The 16,914-nt window shown below is 51.3% G+C and carries 13 protein-coding genes and 1 riboswitch; of the genes, 9 read left to right on the top strand and 4 right to left on the bottom strand.

Going from position 1 to position 16,914, the window contains the following annotated elements:
- Positions 1-6: 6 nt before the first annotated feature.
- On the bottom strand, positions 7-2,658 hold the full coding sequence (ppc, locus tag WBL83_RS16355; RefSeq protein ID WP_424590147.1) for a phosphoenolpyruvate carboxylase: 2,652 nt from the start codon (positions 2,656-2,658) through the stop codon (positions 7-9).
- 238 nt (positions 2,659-2,896) lie between these two features.
- Positions 2,897-4,048 carry an acetylornithine deacetylase gene (gene argE / locus WBL83_RS16350; protein ID WP_424590146.1) on the bottom strand — a complete coding sequence of 384 codons (1,152 nt, stop codon included), beginning with the start codon at positions 4,046-4,048 and terminating at the stop codon, positions 2,897-2,899.
- 184 nt (positions 4,049-4,232) lie between these two features.
- Between argE and argC the strand changes: the two genes are divergently transcribed.
- The 5 genes from argC (at position 4,233) to oxyR (ending at position 9,961) form a co-directional block, all read left to right on the top strand.
- Positions 4,233-5,237 (top strand): N-acetyl-gamma-glutamyl-phosphate reductase, encoded by a 1,005-nt coding sequence (gene argC, locus WBL83_RS16345; RefSeq protein ID WP_424590145.1) that lies wholly within the window; start codon positions 4,233-4,235, stop codon positions 5,235-5,237.
- A gap of 19 nt (positions 5,238-5,256) precedes the next feature.
- Positions 5,257-6,030 (top strand): acetylglutamate kinase, encoded by a 774-nt coding sequence (gene argB / locus WBL83_RS16340; RefSeq protein WP_424590144.1) that lies wholly within the window; start codon positions 5,257-5,259, stop codon positions 6,028-6,030.
- A gap of 30 nt (positions 6,031-6,060) precedes the next feature.
- The gene (locus WBL83_RS16335) at positions 6,061-7,278 is read left to right on the top strand and encodes an argininosuccinate synthase (protein WP_424590143.1); all 1,218 of its coding nucleotides are present in this window, start codon (positions 6,061-6,063) and stop codon (positions 7,276-7,278) included.
- A 126-nt stretch (positions 7,279-7,404) separates the two neighbouring features.
- Complete coding sequence (argH, locus tag WBL83_RS16330) at positions 7,405-8,778, top strand: argininosuccinate lyase (RefSeq protein WP_424590142.1); 1,374 nt, start codon at positions 7,405-7,407, stop codon at positions 8,776-8,778.
- A 265-nt stretch (positions 8,779-9,043) separates the two neighbouring features.
- Positions 9,044-9,961 (top strand): DNA-binding transcriptional regulator OxyR, encoded by a 918-nt coding sequence (gene oxyR / locus WBL83_RS16325; RefSeq protein WP_424590141.1) that lies wholly within the window; start codon positions 9,044-9,046, stop codon positions 9,959-9,961.
- On the opposite strand, the gene sthA is transcribed toward oxyR, so the two are convergent.
- Positions 9,944-11,344, bottom strand: a complete 1,401-nt coding sequence (gene sthA, locus WBL83_RS16320; protein WP_424590140.1) for a Si-specific NAD(P)(+) transhydrogenase — start codon at positions 11,342-11,344, stop codon at positions 9,944-9,946. The genes oxyR and sthA overlap by 18 nt on opposite strands.
- A 196-nt stretch (positions 11,345-11,540) precedes the next feature.
- On the opposite strand from sthA, the gene fabR reads away from it, so the two are divergent.
- Both fabR and WBL83_RS16310 read left to right on the top strand, forming a co-directional pair.
- Positions 11,541-12,182 (top strand): HTH-type transcriptional repressor FabR, encoded by a 642-nt coding sequence (gene fabR / locus WBL83_RS16315; RefSeq protein ID WP_139881287.1) that lies wholly within the window; start codon positions 11,541-11,543, stop codon positions 12,180-12,182.
- Positions 12,183-12,192: 10 nt separating this feature from the next.
- Positions 12,193-12,549 (top strand): YijD family membrane protein, encoded by a 357-nt coding sequence (locus tag WBL83_RS16310; protein WP_424590139.1) that lies wholly within the window; start codon positions 12,193-12,195, stop codon positions 12,547-12,549.
- Between the two features lie 45 nt (positions 12,550-12,594).
- Here the strand turns inward: WBL83_RS16310 and trmA are convergent, their stop codons facing one another.
- Positions 12,595-13,695 (bottom strand): tRNA (uridine(54)-C5)-methyltransferase TrmA, encoded by a 1,101-nt coding sequence (gene trmA, locus WBL83_RS16305; protein ID WP_424590138.1) that lies wholly within the window; start codon positions 13,693-13,695, stop codon positions 12,595-12,597.
- A 108-nt stretch (positions 13,696-13,803) separates the two neighbouring features.
- Positions 13,804-13,998, top strand: a riboswitch (cobalamin riboswitch).
- A 70-nt stretch (positions 13,999-14,068) separates the two neighbouring features.
- On the opposite strand from trmA, the gene btuB reads away from it, so the two are divergent.
- Positions 14,069-15,940: a TonB-dependent vitamin B12 receptor BtuB gene (gene btuB / locus WBL83_RS16300; RefSeq protein WP_424590222.1), complete on the top strand. Its 1,872-nt coding sequence runs from the start codon at positions 14,069-14,071 to the stop codon at positions 15,938-15,940.
- Positions 15,885-16,751: a glutamate racemase gene (murI, locus tag WBL83_RS16295; protein ID WP_424590137.1), complete on the top strand. Its 867-nt coding sequence runs from the start codon at positions 15,885-15,887 to the stop codon at positions 16,749-16,751. The genes btuB and murI overlap by 56 nt, the downstream gene beginning before the upstream one ends.
- Positions 16,752-16,914 lie beyond the last annotated feature (163 nt).

The following is a 16,914-nucleotide window of genomic DNA, read 5'->3' as shown; positions in this document are numbered from 1 at the left end:
TACCGATTAACCCGTGTTACGCATACCTGCGGCAACACCGGCAATGGTCACCATCAGCGCTTGTTCTACCTGCGCATCTGGCTCTTCACCTTTCTCTTCCGACTGACGCGAACGATGCAGCAATTCAGCCTGCAACACGTTCAATGGGTCGGTGTAGATGTTACGTAGCTGGATGGACTCGGCAATCCACGGCAGGTCAGCCATCAGATGTGAATCGTTGGCAATGTCCAGTACCACTTTGATGTCTGCTTCCAGTTGGTCGCGAAGCTGTGTGCCCAGCTTCCACAATTCTGGCTTCACCAGACGTTGGTCGTAATATTCCGCCAGCCACAAGTCAGCTTTAGCAAATACCATTTCCAACATTCCAAGGCGTGTGGAGAAGAATGGCCAGTCGCGGCACATGGTTTCCAGCACGTCTTGTTTGCCATCTTCTACAACTTTTTGCAGTGCGGCACCGGCACCCAACCAGGCTGGAAGCATCAGACGGTTTTGCGTCCACGCGAAGATCCATGGAATAGCACGAAGAGACTCAACGCCACCGTTAGGTTTACGCTTAGCCGGGCGTGAACCCAGCGGCAGTTTGCCCAATTCCAGCTCAGGTGTGGCTGAACGGAAGTACGGCACGAAGTCTTCGTTTTCACGGATGTAGCCACGGTACATATCACACGAGGTCACAGACAGATCCTCCATGATAAGTTTCCACTCTTTTTTCGGCTCTGGTGGAGGCAAGAGGTTAGCTTCCAGAATCGCGCTGGTATAGAGCGACAGGCTGCTGATAGTGATTTCCGGCAGACCATATTTGAAGCGAATCATCTCGCCTTGCTCGGTTACGCGCAGGCCACCTTTCAGGCTTCCTGGCGGTTGAGAAAGTAGAGCAGCATGTGCTGGCGCACCGCCACGGCCGATAGAGCCGCCGCGTCCGTGGAACAGCGTCAGGGTAATGCCGGCTTTCTCGCAGGTTTTGATCAGTGCGTCTTGTGCCTGGTATTGTGCCCAGGATGCAGCCATTACGCCTGCATCTTTCGCGGAGTCAGAATAGCCAATCATGACCATCTGCTTGCCCTGAATAAAGCCGCGATACCAGTCGATATTCAACAACTGGGTCATGACGTCATCGGCGTTGTTCAGGTCGTCGAGCGTTTCAAACAGCGGAGCAACAGGCAGCGCGAAGGTACAACCCGCTTCTTTCAACAGCAAGTGCACGGCCAACACGTCAGATGGTGTTTTAGCCATGGAAATAACATACGCCGCGATAGAACCACGCGGTGCTTCGGCAACCACTTTACAGGTTTCCAGCACTTCACGGGTGTCATCGCTTGGCTCCCACTGGCGTGGAAGAAGAGGGCGTTTAGAATTCAGTTCGCGGATCAAGAAGGCTTGTTTGTCTGCTTCTGACCAGCTTTCGTAATCACCAATGCCCAGATAGCGAGTCATTTCGCCCAGCGCTTCGGTATGACGAGTACTTTCCTGGCGGACATCAATACGCACCAACGGCACGCCGAAACACTTCACGCGGCGCAGGGTATCAAGCAACTGGCCGTTGGCGATGATGCCCATGCCACACGCTTGCAGCGACTGGTAACACGCGTAAAGCGGTTCCCAAAGCTGTTCGTTTTGCGTCAGTAAACCTTCAGGTTTTGGCAGGCGCTGGCCTTTCAGGCGGGCTTCTAACCACGCTTGAGTCGCCAGTAATTGCTGACGAATGCCTTTCATAATGCAACGGTACGGTTCTTGTGAGGCGTCAGGACCCGCCAGTTCACTCAGTTCCGGAGTACATTCCACCATTGAAAGCTCGGAAATCAGCACCTGAATATCACGCAGGAACAGATCTGTAGCTTTCCAGCGGCTGAGTAACAGCACGTGGCGAGTGATGTCGGCAGTCACATTTGGGTTGCCATCGCGGTCACCGCCCATCCAGGAGGTGAAACGTACCGGTACAAAATCGACCGGCAGTTTGTAATTCAGATTGTCTTCGAGTTGTTCATTCAGCTCGCGCAGGTAGTTAGGGACACCTTCCCACAGGCTGTTTTCTACTACCGCAAAACCCCATTTCGCTTCATCGACTGGAGAAGGGCGATGTTTACGGATTTCATCGGTATGCCAGGCTTGCGCCACCAGTTGGCGTAGACGGCGCATGATCTGGTTGCGTTCGTAGTCCGCGATGTCGCTGTGGTCGAGTTGCTTCAGGCAGCTATTTACTTCAACCAGCTTGTGAATCAGGGTGCGACGGGTAATTTCGGTTGGGTGTGCGGTCAGGACTAATTCAAGTGACAGAGACTCAACAGCATCACGAATGGCAGCTTCGCTAATATCCGGCTGATTTTTTAATTTTTGGAGTGTTTTAGCGATAACTTCTGGATTGCTGGCGGCTTCGCCATTAGCGGAAATGCTGTGATATTGCTCTGCGGTGTTGGCCAGATTCAGGAACTGACTGAACGCACGCGCTACGGGGAGTAGTTCGTCGTTAGATAGGTTCTGTAACGTGGTGAGCAACTCCTGACGGTTGGCTTCATTGCCCGCCCGTGAAGACTTCGACAACTTACGGATTGTTTCTACCCGGTCAAGGATGTTTTCGCCTAACGCATCTTTGATGGTATCGCCGAGCAACTTGCCGAGCATACTGACATTACTTCGCAACGCGGAATATTGTTCGTTCATTGTAGTCCCACACACCCCATCTTTTTATGTAACTTAATTTCACCCGTGAAGGTTCAACACCGTCTTTATAAAGCCACGTAAGTTTTGTTTCGTCAATTGCTACGAAATCGTTTCAGCAAACGAGTAAATTGCGCTAATTCATGAAATTTAATTACTAACTTCGTAGATAAGCAATTCTTATGAGGATCCACTAAAAAGTCGTTTAAAAAGGGGGCAAAACCCCCATAAACGCTATTTTTTAATGCCAACAAAAATGATGTACCACCTGGGTTATCAGTTTGCGAGTTGGCTCAATAAAGCGTGTCTCGATGTATTCATCCGGCTGGTGCGCCTGGTTGATCGAGCCCGGCCCCAGAACCAACGTCGGGCAAATCGTCTGAATAAATGGCGCTTCGGTGCAGTAGTTCACGACCTCAGTTTGTGCACCCAGTAATTTCTCAACGACTTGCACCAGCTGGTGGTCTTTGGCGCATTCGTAGCCGGGAATCGGTGGGTGGAGTTCAGAAATCGTCACACGCCCAGGCCATTTCTGGCTCACTGGCTCTAATGCTTCATTCAGCAGACCATTCAGATCATTTAACGTAAGCCCAGGCAGTGGGCGGATATCCATGTGCAGTTCACAACAGGCGCAAATACGGTTAGCAGCATCGCCACCGCTAATGTGCCCGAGGTTCAGCGTTGGATACGGCACAGTGAACGCGTCATGGTGATAACGCTCTTTCAGCGTGTTCTTCAGCGACATGATATGGCCGATGGCGTCGTGCATCAGTTCGATAGCATTCACGCCACGCGCCGGGTCGCTCGAATGCCCGGACTGGCCGAGGATGCGGATCGCGTTAGAAATGTGGCCTTTGTGCGCACGCACCGGCTGTAAGGAGGTTGGCTCACCAATGATGGCGCAATCCGGACGTAAACTGGTGTTTTCAGAGAAATAACGAGCACCTGCCATCGTCGTTTCTTCATCGGCGGTTGCCAGAATGTAGAGCGGCTTTTTAAGCGTCGTGACATCAACATCACGCAGCGCATCCAGAATAAAGGCGAAGAAGCCTTTCATATCGGCGGTGCCAAGACCGTACAGTTTGTTTTCATGCTCGGTCAGCGTGAAGGGATCGCGGGTCCAGCGTCCATCATCGAACGGTACGGTATCCGTATGTCCCGCCAACAGCAGCCCACCAGCGCCGCTACCCGTGCTCGCCAGCATATTGAATTTATTGCGCGTACCCGGTACCGATTGGATTTCGACATTAAATCCAAGATCGCGGAACCATCCCGCCAGCAAATTGATTAAAGACTCATTGCTCTGATCCAACGCGCTGTCGGTGGCGCTGATAGAAGGAGTCGCGATCAACGCGCGGTAAATCTCGATAAAAGGAGGTAATTTCATCTTCACTGTTGACAGGCCTTAGCTCGGGTTGGTATACATAATCATGCAGTTATATTGAATAAAAATACAATATTCTCTGCCGTAAGGGAACCCCAGGTTCCGGTGGATTTAACCACGTAAATGTACGTTGGGTGATGGCTTACCAGCTGACACCTTTAGCAGACACAACCTAAGAAGGTGTACAGCCGAGATGTTGAATACGCTGATTGTTGGTGCCAGCGGTTATGCAGGCGCAGAGCTTGTGAACTATTTGAATCGCCATCCTCATATGAACATAACCGCTTTGACGGTTTCAGCGCAAAGTAATGACGCAGGAAAATTGATATCTGATTTGCATCCGCAATTAAAAGGTATCGTTGACATGCCGTTACAGCCAATGTCGGATATCAGCGAATTTACTGATGGCGTAGACGTGGTGTTCCTCGCTACAGCCCATGAAGTCAGCCATGACCTGGCACCGCAGTTTCTGGAGAAAGGCTGTGTCGTTATCGACCTTTCTGGCGCCTTCCGCGTCAACGATGCTAAGTTTTATCAACTTTTCTACGGCTTTACACATCAGCATCCTGAATTGCTGGAGCAGGCTGTTTATGGCCTGGCGGAATGGCAGAGTGACAAACTGAAAGAAACCAGTTTGATCTCGGTGCCGGGCTGCTACCCAACAGCCTCACAACTGGCGTTAAAACCTCTGATTGATGCCGGACTGCTGGATTTGAACCAGTGGCCTGTAATCAACGCGACCAGCGGTGTCAGCGGAGCAGGGCGTAAAGCTGCGATTTCCAACAGCTTTTGCGAAGTGAGCCTGCAACCGTATGGCATCTTTAATCACCGCCATCATCCAGAAATTGTCACGCATCTCGGAACGCCTGTGATTTTCACGCCACACCTGGGCAATTTCCCACGTGGGATCCTGGCGACCATTACCTGCCGTCTGAAAGCCGGGGTAACCCAGCAGCAAGTCGCCGAGGTGTTTAATCAGGCATATCAAGATAAACCTTTAGTGCGTCTGTATGACAAAGGCGTGCCAGCACTGAAAAACGTGGTTGGCCTGCCGTTCTGCGATATCGGTTTTGCCGTGCAGGGCGAGCACTTGATTGTCGTCGCAGCCGAAGACAACTTGCTGAAAGGCGCATCGGCTCAGGCGGTACAGTGCCTGAATATTCGTTTTGGCTTTGCCGAAACGCAGTCTCTTATTTAACCGGTAGTTGGGTGACACGATGAATCCATTAATTATCAAATTAGGCGGCGTATTGCTGGATAGCGAAGAAGCGCTGGAGCGTCTGTTTACTGCGCTGGTGAACTATCGTCAGTCGCATCAACGCCCGCTGGTGATTGTTCACGGTGGCGGCTGCGTGGTCGATGAGCTGATGAAAAAGCTCTCCTTACCGGTGACCAAGAAAAACGGCCTGCGTGTGACGCCTGCTGACCAGATTGACATTATTACCGGTGCGCTGGCGGGCACAGCGAACAAAACGTTGTTGGCGTGGGCAAAAAAACATGACATCAATGGAGTCGGTCTTTGCCTCGGCGATGGCGACAGCGTAACGGTGACCAAACTTGACGAAGAGTTGGGCCATGTGGGCCTGGCGAAACCCGGTTCAGCTAAGCTGATTAACACGCTATTGGACTCTGGTTTTCTGCCGATTGTTAGCTCCATTGGCGTGACAGCTGAAGGCGAACTGATGAACGTCAACGCCGATCAGGCTGCTACGGCGCTGGCTGCCACATTGGGCGCAGATCTGATTCTGCTGTCAGATGTCAGCGGCATTCTGGATGGCAAAGGGCAGCGTATTGCAGAAATGACGGCGGCAAAAGCTGAGCAGTTAATCGCTCAGGGCATTATTACCGACGGCATGATTGTTAAGGTTAACGCGGCGCTGGATGCAGCTCGCACGCTGGGTCGCCCGGTGGATATCGCATCCTGGCGTCACGCGGAGCAGTTACCCTCTTTATTTAACGGTGTGGCTATTGGCACCCGGATCTTAGCTTAATTTTAAAATAAGTTTTTGAAGGATAAGACAATGCAAAATCACGGCATCAAAAAAATCGTTCTCGCATACTCCGGCGGCCTTGATACTTCAGCCATCATTCCATGGTTGAAAGAAAACTACGGCGGCTGTGAAGTGGTCGCCTGTGTGGTGGATATCGGTCAGGATCGCGAAGACCTGAAAGGCGTTGAGCAAAAAGCACTGCGCTCGGGCGCAACTGAGTGCTACGTCGTCGATGCACGTGAAGAATTTATCAGCGATTACGTTTATCCAGTCTTGCAGACTGGTGCACTGTACGAAGGCACCTACCTGCTGGGTACGTCTATGGCGCGTCCGTTGATTGCTAAAGCACTGGTTGATGTTGCGAATAAAGTCGGTGCAGATGCGCTGTGCCACGGTGCGACCGGTAAAGGTAACGACCAGGTACGCTTCGAATCCGCCTGGGCGGCACTGGCTCCCCATCTGAAAGTGGTTGCGCCATGGCGTGAGTGGAACCTGCGTTCCCGCGAAGCGCTGCTGGATTACCTGAAAGAGCGTGATATCCCGACCACCGCTTCACTTGAGAAAATCTACAGCCGTGACGAAAACGCATGGCATATCTCAACCGAAGGTGGCGTGCTGGAAAGCCCATGGAATGCACCAAACAAAGATTGCTGGGTGTGGACTGTCGATCCTAAAGAAGCGCCAGACCAGGCAGAGCAAGTCACTGTAACCGTTAAACAAGGCAAAGTTGTTGCGGTTAACGGCGAAACCATGAGCCCGTTCCAGTGCCTCGAAACGCTGAACAAAATTGGTTCTAAACACGGTATCGGTCGTATTGATATCGTAGAAAACCGTCTGGTTGGGATTAAATCTCGCGGCTGCTATGAAACCCCAGGAGGCACCATCATGATGGCTGCATTGCGTGGTGTTGAGCAGTTAGTTTTAGACCGCGATAGCTTCAAATGGCGTGAGCAACTGGGTCAGGAAATGTCTTACGTGGTTTACGATGGTCGTTGGTTCGCACCGCTGCGTAAATCTCTGCAGGCTTCCGCAGAATCACTGGCTTCTGAAGTGAACGGCGAAGTGGTGCTGGAGCTCTATAAAGGTCAGGTCACGGCGACGCAGAAAAAATCTCCGAACAGCCTGTATAGCGAAGAATTTGCTACTTTCGGTGAAGACGAAGTTTATGACCACAGCCACGCGGGCGGCTTTATCCGTCTGTTCTCGTTGTCATCACGTATTCGTGCATTGAACGAATTGAAGAAGTAATGGTTTAAATAATTACCCTCACCCTAACTCTCTCCCACAGGAGAGGGGATTGTCCGGTTTTCACCCTCTCCCTGGGTGAGAGGACCGGGGTGAGGGGACAAGATGATAATTTAATGGAGCATCAAAATGGCACTTTGGGGTGGACGTTTTACTCAGGCAGCAGATCAGCGTTTCAAATCGTTCAATGATTCATTGCGCTTTGATTATCGACTGGCTGAACAAGACATTGTCGGTTCTGTCGCCTGGTCCAAAGCGCTGGTCACGGTTGGTGTTCTGACAGTTGCAGAGCAACTGGAGCTTGAGCAGGCACTGAACTTCCTGCTGGAAGAAGTGCAGGCAAATCCGCAGGCGATTCTTGAAAGCGATGCGGAAGATATTCACAGCTGGGTGGAAGGCAAGCTCATCGATAAAGTCGGTGCGCTGGGTAAGAAACTCCACACTGGCCGTAGCCGTAATGACCAGGTCGCCACTGATCTTAAACTGTGGTGCAAAATGCAAATCAGTGAATTGCTGGGGGCGACTCGCCAACTGCAACAGGCGCTGATTGAAACGGCAGAAAACAATCAGGATGCGGTGATGCCGGGCTATACGCACTTACAACGTGCGCAGCCTGTGACGTTTGCCCACTGGTGTCTGGCGTACGTAGAAATGCTGGCGCGTGACGAAAGTCGTTTGCAGAGCACGCTTGAGCGTCTGGACGTTAGCCCTCTGGGTAGCGGCGCACTGGCGGGTACCGCGTATGAAATCGATCGTGAGCAACTGGCCGGTTGGTTAGGTTTCGCTTCAGCAACCCGTAACAGCCTGGATAGCGTGTCTGACCGTGATCACGTGCTGGAACTGCTTTCTGATGCCTCTATCGGCATGGTTCACTTGTCGCGTTTCGCTGAAGATCTGATTTTCTTCAACACCGGCGAAGCAGGATTTGTTGAGCTGTCTGACCGCGTGACTTCTGGCTCGTCATTGATGCCGCAGAAGAAAAACCCGGATGCGCTGGAGCTTATCCGTGGCAAATGTGGCCGTGTTCAGGGTGCGCTGACAGGCATGATGATGACCCTCAAAGGGCTACCGCTGGCGTATAACAAAGACATGCAGGAAGACAAAGAGGGCTTGTTCGACGCGCTCGACACCTGGCTCGATTGCCTGCATATGTCCGTGTTGGTGCTGGATGGTATTCAGGTGAAACGTCCGCGTTGTAAAGAAGCTGCCGAGCAGGGCTATGCCAATGCCACGGAGCTGGCGGATTACCTTGTCGCGAAAGGTGTTCCGTTCCGCGAAGCGCACCACATTGTCGGTGAAGCTGTCGTGGAAGCGATTCGCCAGGGCAAAGCGCTGGAAGCGTTGCCGCTCGCCGATTTACAAAAATTCAGTGCGACTATCGGTGATGATGTGTATCCGATTTTATCACTGCAATCTTGCCTGGATAAACGTGCAGCAAAAGGCGGTGTCTCTCCGCAGCAGGTTGCACAGGCGATTGCTGACGCGAAACAACGTCTGGTTTAAATCTTTGCACACTAAGAAAAGCCTGGTCTGGTGCCAGGTTTTTTTGTTTTTAACGGATAAAAAAAAGCGGACATAATGTCCGCTAAAAAACTCACGTTGGCTTCAGTACTTATTCAGGCATATAGGTCGTCCCTGTAGCAAAACCACGGTCATGGATGGTTTGTGCTGTTGCTGGCTATTATTTACCATCAATGGTTGATAGGGATAATCGTTCATTGCTATGATTTCTATCGCCATGGGCTATCATGGCGACGGAGGATAGAGAATGAATATTCGTGATCTTGAATACCTGGTGGCGTTGTCTGAACATCGTCACTTTCGTCGGGCAGCGGATGCCTGCCATGTCAGTCAGCCAACGCTGAGCGGTCAGATTCGTAAACTTGAAGATGAACTCGGTGTGATGCTGCTTGAACGCACCAGCCGAAAAGTCCTGTTCACTCAAGCGGGTTTGCTGCTGGTGGATCAGGCTCGTACCGTTCTGCGCGAAGTAAAAGTCCTCAAAGAGATGGCCAGCCAACAGGGTGAAGCGATGTCAGGACCGCTGCACATTGGTTTGATCCCAACGGTTGGGCCTTATCTGTTACCGCAGATTATCCCGATGCTGCACAAAACTTTCCCCAAACTAGAAATGTACCTTCACGAAGCGCAAACCCATCAACTGCTCGCGCAGCTTGATAGCGGCAAGCTTGATTGTGCGATTCTGGCTTTGGTGAAAGAGAGTGAAGCGTTTATCGAAGTGCCGTTATTCGACGAGCCGATGATGCTGGCGATCTACCAGGATCACCCATGGGCAGACCGCGATCGCGTGCCATTGTCGGATCTTGCAGGTGAAAAGCTGTTGATGTTGGAAGACGGGCATTGCCTGCGCGATCAGGCTCTGGGTTTCTGCTTTGAAGCGGGTGCTGACGAAGATACGCATTTCCGTGCGACCAGCCTTGAAACGCTGCGTAACATGGTGGCTGCTGGGAGCGGAATTACCTTGTTACCCGCGCTGGCCGTGCCGAATGAGCGCTGCCGGGATGGTGTCGTTTATCTGCCGTGTTATAAACCAGAACCGCGCCGTACTATCGGCCTGGTTTATCGTCCGGGTTCCCCACTGCGTGGTCGCTATGAGCAACTCGCAGAGGCCATCCGTACGCACATGGATGGCCATTTTGAGCCAGCGTTAAAACAGGCGGTTTAAGCCGTTTAGTGCTGCAACCCGATAGGCTTCCGCCATCGTCGGGTAGTTGAAGGTGGTGTTAACAAAGTACTCAATTGTGTTACCGCCACCTTTCTGCTCCATAATCGCCTGGCCGATGTGAATAATCTCAGCCGCGCGCTCACCGAAGCAGTGAATACCTAAAATCTCTTTCGTCTCGCGATGGAAGAGAATTTTCAGCGTACCCACGTTCATTCCAACTATCTGTGCCCGAGCCAGGTGCTTGAACTGCGCGCGTCCCACTTCGTACGGCACTTTCATCGAGGTAAGCTGCTGTTCAGTTTTCCCGACGGAACTGATTTCCGGAATGGTATAGATACCCGTTGGAATATCTTCAATCAGATGGGCAGTCGCTTCGCCTTTGACCATCGCTTGCGCCGCGATTCGACCCTGATCGTAAGCCGCTGAAGCCAGGCTTGGATAACCAATGACATCACCCACAGCGTAAATGTGCGGCTGCGCAGTCTGGTACATGCTATTGACCTTCAACAGACCGCGTCCATCGGCTTCCAGTCCGACATTTTCCAGTGACAATGAATCCGTGTTACCGGTACGCCCGTTGGCATATAGCAGGCAGTCGGCTTTCACTTTTTTGCCAGATTTCAGCGAAACAATGACGCCATCTTCCACGCCTTCGATGTTCTCGAACTCTTCGTTGTGGCGAATGACCACGCCGCTGTTCCAGAAGTGGTAGGAGAGCGAATCGGACATCTCCTGATCGAGAAACGCCAACAGGCGATCGCGGGTGTTAATCAAATCAACTTTGACGTTCATGCCACGGAAAATTGACGCGTATTCGCAACCAATCACCCCCGCACCATAAATAATGACGTGGCGTGGTTCATGATGCAGATTGAGAATCGAATCGCTGTCGTACACGCGTGGATGGCTGAAGTCGACTTCTGGCGGACGGTAAGGCCTTGAGCCGCAAGCAATCAGGAATTTCTCAGCGGTGATCATCTCCACTGAACCATCGTGGCATTCCAGTGAAATAGTGTGTTCATCTACAAAACGTGCATCGCCCTGCAACATCTCACAGCGGTTGCGCTCATAGAAGCTCTGGCGCATGCGTGTTTGTTGATTAATAACGCTGTCGGCGTGATTAAGAATGTCGGCGAAGGAAGAACGGAGAAGATGAGTGTGGTCGCTGTATAGAGGGTTTTGATTAAATTCGATAATGCGGCTAACTGCGTGGCGGAGGGCTTTCGAGGGGATGGTTCCCCAGTGAGTACAACCGCCACCCACATTATGGTAGCGCTCGACGACGGCTACCCTTGCTCCAAGTTTCACCAGCCCCATTGCAGCGCCTTCGCCGCCTGGGCCGGAACCAATTACTATTGCGTCATAATCGTAGGTGTGTGACATGGTAAGGCTTACCTGTTCTTATACATAAAAGCAACACGATGGTAACATCAACGCCGTGATAACCCAATTGTCGTTGTGCTTTTTGCTGCGTAACGCGAGGAAGGTCGCGTAAACAATCATTCACGATCCCGTATAAAACCAGTTAAGTTAATCTCTGGTATAGTGCGGTTTCGATTTAAGAGATTCAGGCAACATGATGGGTGTAAGAGCGCAACAAAAAGAAAGAACCAGGCGTTCTCTGGTAGAAGCCGCGTTTAGCCAGTTAAGTGCTGAACGGAGTTTTGCCAGCCTGAGTTTGCGCGAGGTCGCTCGTGAGGCGGGTATTGCGCCAACATCGTTTTATCGCCATTTCCGTGACGTTGATGAGCTTGGGCTGACGATGGTCGACGAGAGCGGCCTGATGCTGCGCCAGTTAATGCGCCAGGCTCGTCAAAGAATTGCCAAAGGCGGGAGCGTAATTCGTACTTCCGTCTCAACATTTATGGAATTTATCGGTAATAATCCCAACGCGTTCCGTTTGTTGTTGCGTGAACGTTCTGGAACGTCAGCCGCATTCCGTGCCGCCGTCGCGCGTGAAATTCAGCACTTTATTGCGGAACTTGCTGACTATCTGGAACTCGAAAATCGCATGCCGCGCAGCTTTACTGAGGCGCAGGCAGAAGCGATGGTTACGATTGTCTTTAGTGCTGGTGCCGAAGCGTTGGACGTTGATGCCGATCAACGTCGTCAGCTTGAAGAGCGTCTGGTGCTTCAGTTGCGCATGATTTCTAAAGGTGCGTATTACTGGTATCGCCGGGAGCAAGAAAAAATGGCATTAGCTCAACTATCTGAAGAGTGAAGGAAGAGCAATGAAACAGTTACAAGATAGAGGTACGCTCGGGTTAGCGTTTATTGCAGGCCTTGCGATAAACGGTACGTTTGCCGCGGTGTTTAGCTCGGTGGTGCCATTTTCCATTTTTCCAATTATCGCGCTGGTGCTGACCGTGTACTGTCTGCATCAACGCTATCAAAACCGCACCATGCCGGTGGGTTTGCCAAGTATTGCCGCCGCGTGTTTCGTGTTGGGTGTATTGCTGTATAGCGCGGTTGTGCGTGCTGAATATCCGGCGATTGGTTCTAACTTCTTGCCAGCGGTGCTTTCAGTCGCTCTGTTGTTCTGGATTGGTTTTAAAGTCCGCGCGCGTAAATCGCAGGTCGCTGAATAATTAGCTGAGCCAGAAACAAAAACGGACGCCGAGGCGTCCGTTTTGCTATTTGCGTGTTAGCCACACGCCGCATTCCATATGGTGCGTGTACGGGAATTGGTCGAATAGCGCCAGGCGTGACACGTTATGGGTTTCGCTCAATGTTTCCAGGTTCTCGCAAAGTGTTTGCGGGTTGCAGGAGATATAAAGGATGCGCGGATACGCCTGTACCATTTTCACGGTGTCAGCATCCAGACCACTGCGAGGGGGATCGACAAAAATGGTTTCGCACTGATAGCTTTTCAGATCGATACCTTTCAGGCGGTTAAACTCGCGCACGCCATTCATCGCCTGAGTAAACTCTTCCGCTGCCATACGGATAATTTGTACGTTATCGATTTGGTTTGCGGCAATGTTGTATTGCGCCGCAGCAACAGAAGGTTTGGCAATTTCCGTCGCTAAAACTTGATTGAAATTACGTGCCAGAGCCAGCGAGAAGTTGCCATTGCCGCAGTACAGTTCCAGCAGGTCGCCTTTAGAACCTTGCGTCGCATCCAGCGCCCATTCCAGCATATGAACATTCATCGCCGCATTAGGCTGAGTAAAGCTGTTCTCAACCTGGCGATAAATCATCTCTTTACCGGCCACGGTTAAACGTTCGTCAATAAAGTCCTGATCAAGCTCAATCTTAGTTTTGGTGGCGCGACCAATTAAATGAACGTTGAAACCCTGCGCGCGCAGATTGTCGCGGAGTGTTTCAGCATGCTGCTGCCACTCTTCCCCCAGCTTGCGATGATAAAGCAGGGAAACCACCGCCTGGTTGCTGATGGTCGTCAGATAATCAATCTGGAAAAGTTTATGGCGTAGGGCAGGGATGTAACGAACACCGTCGAGCATGGCAGGCATCAGCGCGTTGATCAGCGAACTCGCAGCCGGGAAGCTATTGACCCGAATACGCTGTTTGGTTTGCTGGTCAAACATGATGTGGTACAGGTCGTCTTCATCGTGCCAGATGCGGAATTCAGCACGCATCCGGTAATGGCTGACCGGCGAGCGAAACACCTCCGGCGCGGGTGCCGCAAAAGGGGCCATCATGCTTTGCAAGCGGGCGACTTTTTCGGCCAGTTGCGCGTCGTACTGTTCAATTGGGAGATGTTCGGGGGTCATAGCGCCTACCTGTTAATGAAGTCAAACTACGCGGCGATTGTAGGGAATAGGCACGTGATGTCCAGTGCTGTTGCATTTTGATGTTTCTAGACAAACTTATTAACAAAATCGTAGCATAGCGATTCCGGCCTCTTTTTATATGAGTTAAAAGGGAACCCAGTGTAATTCTGGGGCTGACGCGCAGCGGTAAGGAATTGTGGGATGAGTGCAATATGCAGACACTGCTTATAAAAGTGGGAAGTCATCATCCGGATCCGTAAAACACATCCAAGCCCGAAGACCTGCCGGTATACGTCGCAATCTGCATAACTATCGCGTGCTATCGGTTATGTCTGCGGCATCCTTATTTGAAAGCGGATGCTTATTAAAAATGATGGTAAAAAAACTTTCGCTGCTTACGGCTCTGTCCGTAACGGCTTTTTCAGGCTGGGCGCAAGACAGCAATTCTGAAGAAAACCTGGTGGTAACAGCAAATCGTTTTCAGCAACCGGTGAATACTGTTCTGGCTCCAACCGATATCGTTACCCGGGAAGAGATCGACCAATGGCAGGCAAAGTCACTCAATGATGTGATGCGTCGTTTACCGGGTGTCGATATTGTGCAGTACGGCGGTTTGGGGCAGAGCTCCTCTATGTTTGTTCGCGGAACGAGCGCCAGCCATGTATTAGTGCTGGTGGATGGCGTTCCGCTTGCGCGTCCTGGCATATCCAATACCTCTGACGTTAGCCAAATTCCTATCTCTTTAGTGCAGCGAGTGGAATACATTCGTGGCCCGCGCTCTGCCGTTTATGGTTCCGGTGCGATTGGTGGTGTGGTGAATATCATCACCCAGACCGATGAAGAAAAATCGCAGATCAACGCCGGTGTCGGTTCGAATAGCTACCAGCAATACGATGGTACTTTGCGTAAACGTTTTGGTGATACGGTGGCGACCGTTTCTGGTGCTTATGAATCCACCAAAGGCTTCAACGTGCAGCCGCACTCAACTTATAGCGGTGATAACGACAGCGATGGCTACCGCAGCAAAAGTTATTGGGCGGGTCTTGAGCACAAATTTAGCGATGAGTTTGATGGCTTCTTCCGTACCTATGGCTACACCAACAACAGTGATTACGATTTAGGTGCGCCTCCTTATACGCCAGCGTATAGCGCCGATGAGCATCAACTCTATAACCAGAACTACGATGCAGGCCTGCGTTTTCATTCCGGGATCTACTCTTCGCAGCTGTTGGCAAGCTATCAAAAAGTGAAGGACTACAACTATAGCAGCGAGTATGGCCGCTATAACGATGGCACCACGCTCGACCGTATGACCCAGAGCAATATCCAATGGGGTAACAACTTCCTTGTGGGGAATGGTTCTATCAGTGCTGGAGTGGACTGGCAGCAACAGCGTCTGACCTCTTCAGACACCGCGATGTCTGATAGCTATAAGCGCGACAACACTGGCGTCTATCTGAGTGGGCAGCAGCAGTTTGGGGATGTGACGTTAGAAGCCTCAGGTCGTGAAGATCATGACGAGCAATTCGGCTGGCACGGTACATGGCAGACGGCGGCAGGCTGGGAGTTTGTTGAAGGGTATCGCGCAACGGTTTCTTACGGTACAGGCTTCCTTGCGCCATCTCTGGGGCAGCAGTACGGTTCGACGCGCTTTGGTATCGACTCAAATCCAAACCTGAAACCAGAAGAGTCCAAACAATGGGAAGCAGGGCTTGAAGGTTTGACCGGGCCAGTGGACTGGCGCCTGTCGGCTTATCACTACACGATTGATAACCTGATTACCTATTATTCCGATCCGGTCACCTATGATGGAGCTTATGACAACATCAAGTCTGCGACCATTAAAGGAGTTGAATGGACGGGGAGCGTTGATACTGGCATCTTTACTCATAAGGTCACGCTGCAATATATGGATCCACGTGATGACCAGAATGATGAAGTGCTGGCTCGTCGCGCAAAGCGCCAGGCAAAGTACCAGCTCGACTGGACTATGTTTAACCTGAATATGGATATCGCGTGGCAGTATTACGGAAAACGCTATGACAACAACACCTCTGCTTATAACCCGACTCAGCAAATTTTGCCGAGTTACAGCACAGTTGATGTTGCCGCTTCATATCCAGTCACCTCTCAGTTAACCGTTCGTGGTAGAATCGCCAACCTGTTCGATAAAGATTACGAGACGGTTTATGGCTATCAAACCCCAGGACGGGAATACTACCTCTCTGGCAGCTATACCTTCTAATACACGTCCCACCGTACTGGTTTTTGACTCCGGTGTCGGTGGGCTCTCTGTGTATGATGAAGTCCGGCAGCTTTTGCCTGACCTGCACTATATCTATGCTTTCGATAACGTAGCTTTCCCCTACGGCGAGAAAAGCGAAGAGTTCATTGTTGAGCGCGTAGTAGAAATTGTTACTGCGGTTCAGGAACGTTACCCACTCGCCCTCGCCATCATCGCCTGTAATACTGCGAGTACCGTTTCGCTCCCCGCTCTGCGAGAAAAATTCGCCTTCCCTGTTGTAGGCGTTGTTCCTGCGATTAAACCTGCTGCGCGTTTGACGACTAATGGTGTTGTGGGTTTACTGGCGACACGCGGTACGGTTCGCCGTCCTTATACGCATGAGCTGGTGGCGCGCTTTGCATCGGAATGCAAAATCGAAATGCTCGGCTCGGCAGAACTGGTGGAATTAGCAGAAGCCAAGTTACATGGTCAGCCTGTTGACCTTGAGGAACTGCGCAAGATTCTTCGACCGTGGCTACGAATGAAGGAGCCGCCAGATACAGTCGTATTAGGTTGCACCCATTTCCCTCTATTAGAAGAAGAGTTGCTGCAAGTCCTTCCTGAAGGCACAAGGTTGATAGATTCAGGTGCTGCGATTGCTCGCCGTACTGTATGGCTCCTGGAGCATGAATCTCCGGATGCAACATCTGCGGATGAGAATATTGCTTTCTGTATGGGGTTAACGCCTGAGATTGCACAATTAACGCCCGTTTTGCAGCGTTATGGCTTTCCAACGCTAGAAAAACTGCCAGTTTCCGGCGATTTTGAATAAAAAAACGACGGTTGAAATAAAAATTGAAAATAGGGGTTGTCAGCTCCCAGAAAATCCCTATACTGCGCCTCCACTGACACGGCACAACGGCTTACAAACCGGCCCGTCAGTCAGACGAAAAGCGAAAATAAATGCTTGACTCTGAAAGAGGAAAACGTAATAT

The sequence above is a fragment of the Buttiauxella sp. genome, from assembly GCF_049686335.1.
Classification (GTDB): Bacteria; Pseudomonadota; Gammaproteobacteria; order Enterobacterales; family Enterobacteriaceae; genus Buttiauxella.
This window is presented reverse-complemented; position numbering and strand designations above follow the sequence as displayed.

What these genes read in the sequence shown, in the direction of transcription:
- btuB (WP_424590222.1), top strand. Translation starts at nt 14,069, where the DNA reads ATGGTAAAAAAACTTTCGCTGCTTACGGCTCTGTCCGTAACGGCTTTT.
- sthA (WP_424590140.1), bottom strand. Translation starts at nt 11,344, where the DNA reads ATGTCACACACCTACGATTATGACGCAATAGTAATTGGTTCCGGCCCA.
- fabR (WP_139881287.1), top strand. Translation starts at nt 11,541, where the DNA reads ATGGGTGTAAGAGCGCAACAAAAAGAAAGAACCAGGCGTTCTCTGGTA.
- ppc (WP_424590147.1), bottom strand. Translation starts at nt 2,658, where the DNA reads ATGAACGAACAATATTCCGCGTTGCGAAGTAATGTCAGTATGCTCGGC.
- WBL83_RS16310 (WP_424590139.1), top strand. Translation starts at nt 12,193, where the DNA reads ATGAAACAGTTACAAGATAGAGGTACGCTCGGGTTAGCGTTTATTGCA.
- murI (WP_424590137.1), top strand. Translation starts at nt 15,885, where the DNA reads ATGGCTATCAAACCCCAGGACGGGAATACTACCTCTCTGGCAGCTATA.
- argB (WP_424590144.1), top strand. Translation starts at nt 5,257, where the DNA reads ATGAATCCATTAATTATCAAATTAGGCGGCGTATTGCTGGATAGCGAA.
- oxyR (WP_424590141.1), top strand. Translation starts at nt 9,044, where the DNA reads ATGAATATTCGTGATCTTGAATACCTGGTGGCGTTGTCTGAACATCGT.
- argH (WP_424590142.1), top strand. Translation starts at nt 7,405, where the DNA reads ATGGCACTTTGGGGTGGACGTTTTACTCAGGCAGCAGATCAGCGTTTC.
- WBL83_RS16335 (WP_424590143.1), top strand. Translation starts at nt 6,061, where the DNA reads ATGCAAAATCACGGCATCAAAAAAATCGTTCTCGCATACTCCGGCGGC.
- argC (WP_424590145.1), top strand. Translation starts at nt 4,233, where the DNA reads ATGTTGAATACGCTGATTGTTGGTGCCAGCGGTTATGCAGGCGCAGAG.
- trmA (WP_424590138.1), bottom strand. Translation starts at nt 13,695, where the DNA reads ATGACCCCCGAACATCTCCCAATTGAACAGTACGACGCGCAACTGGCC.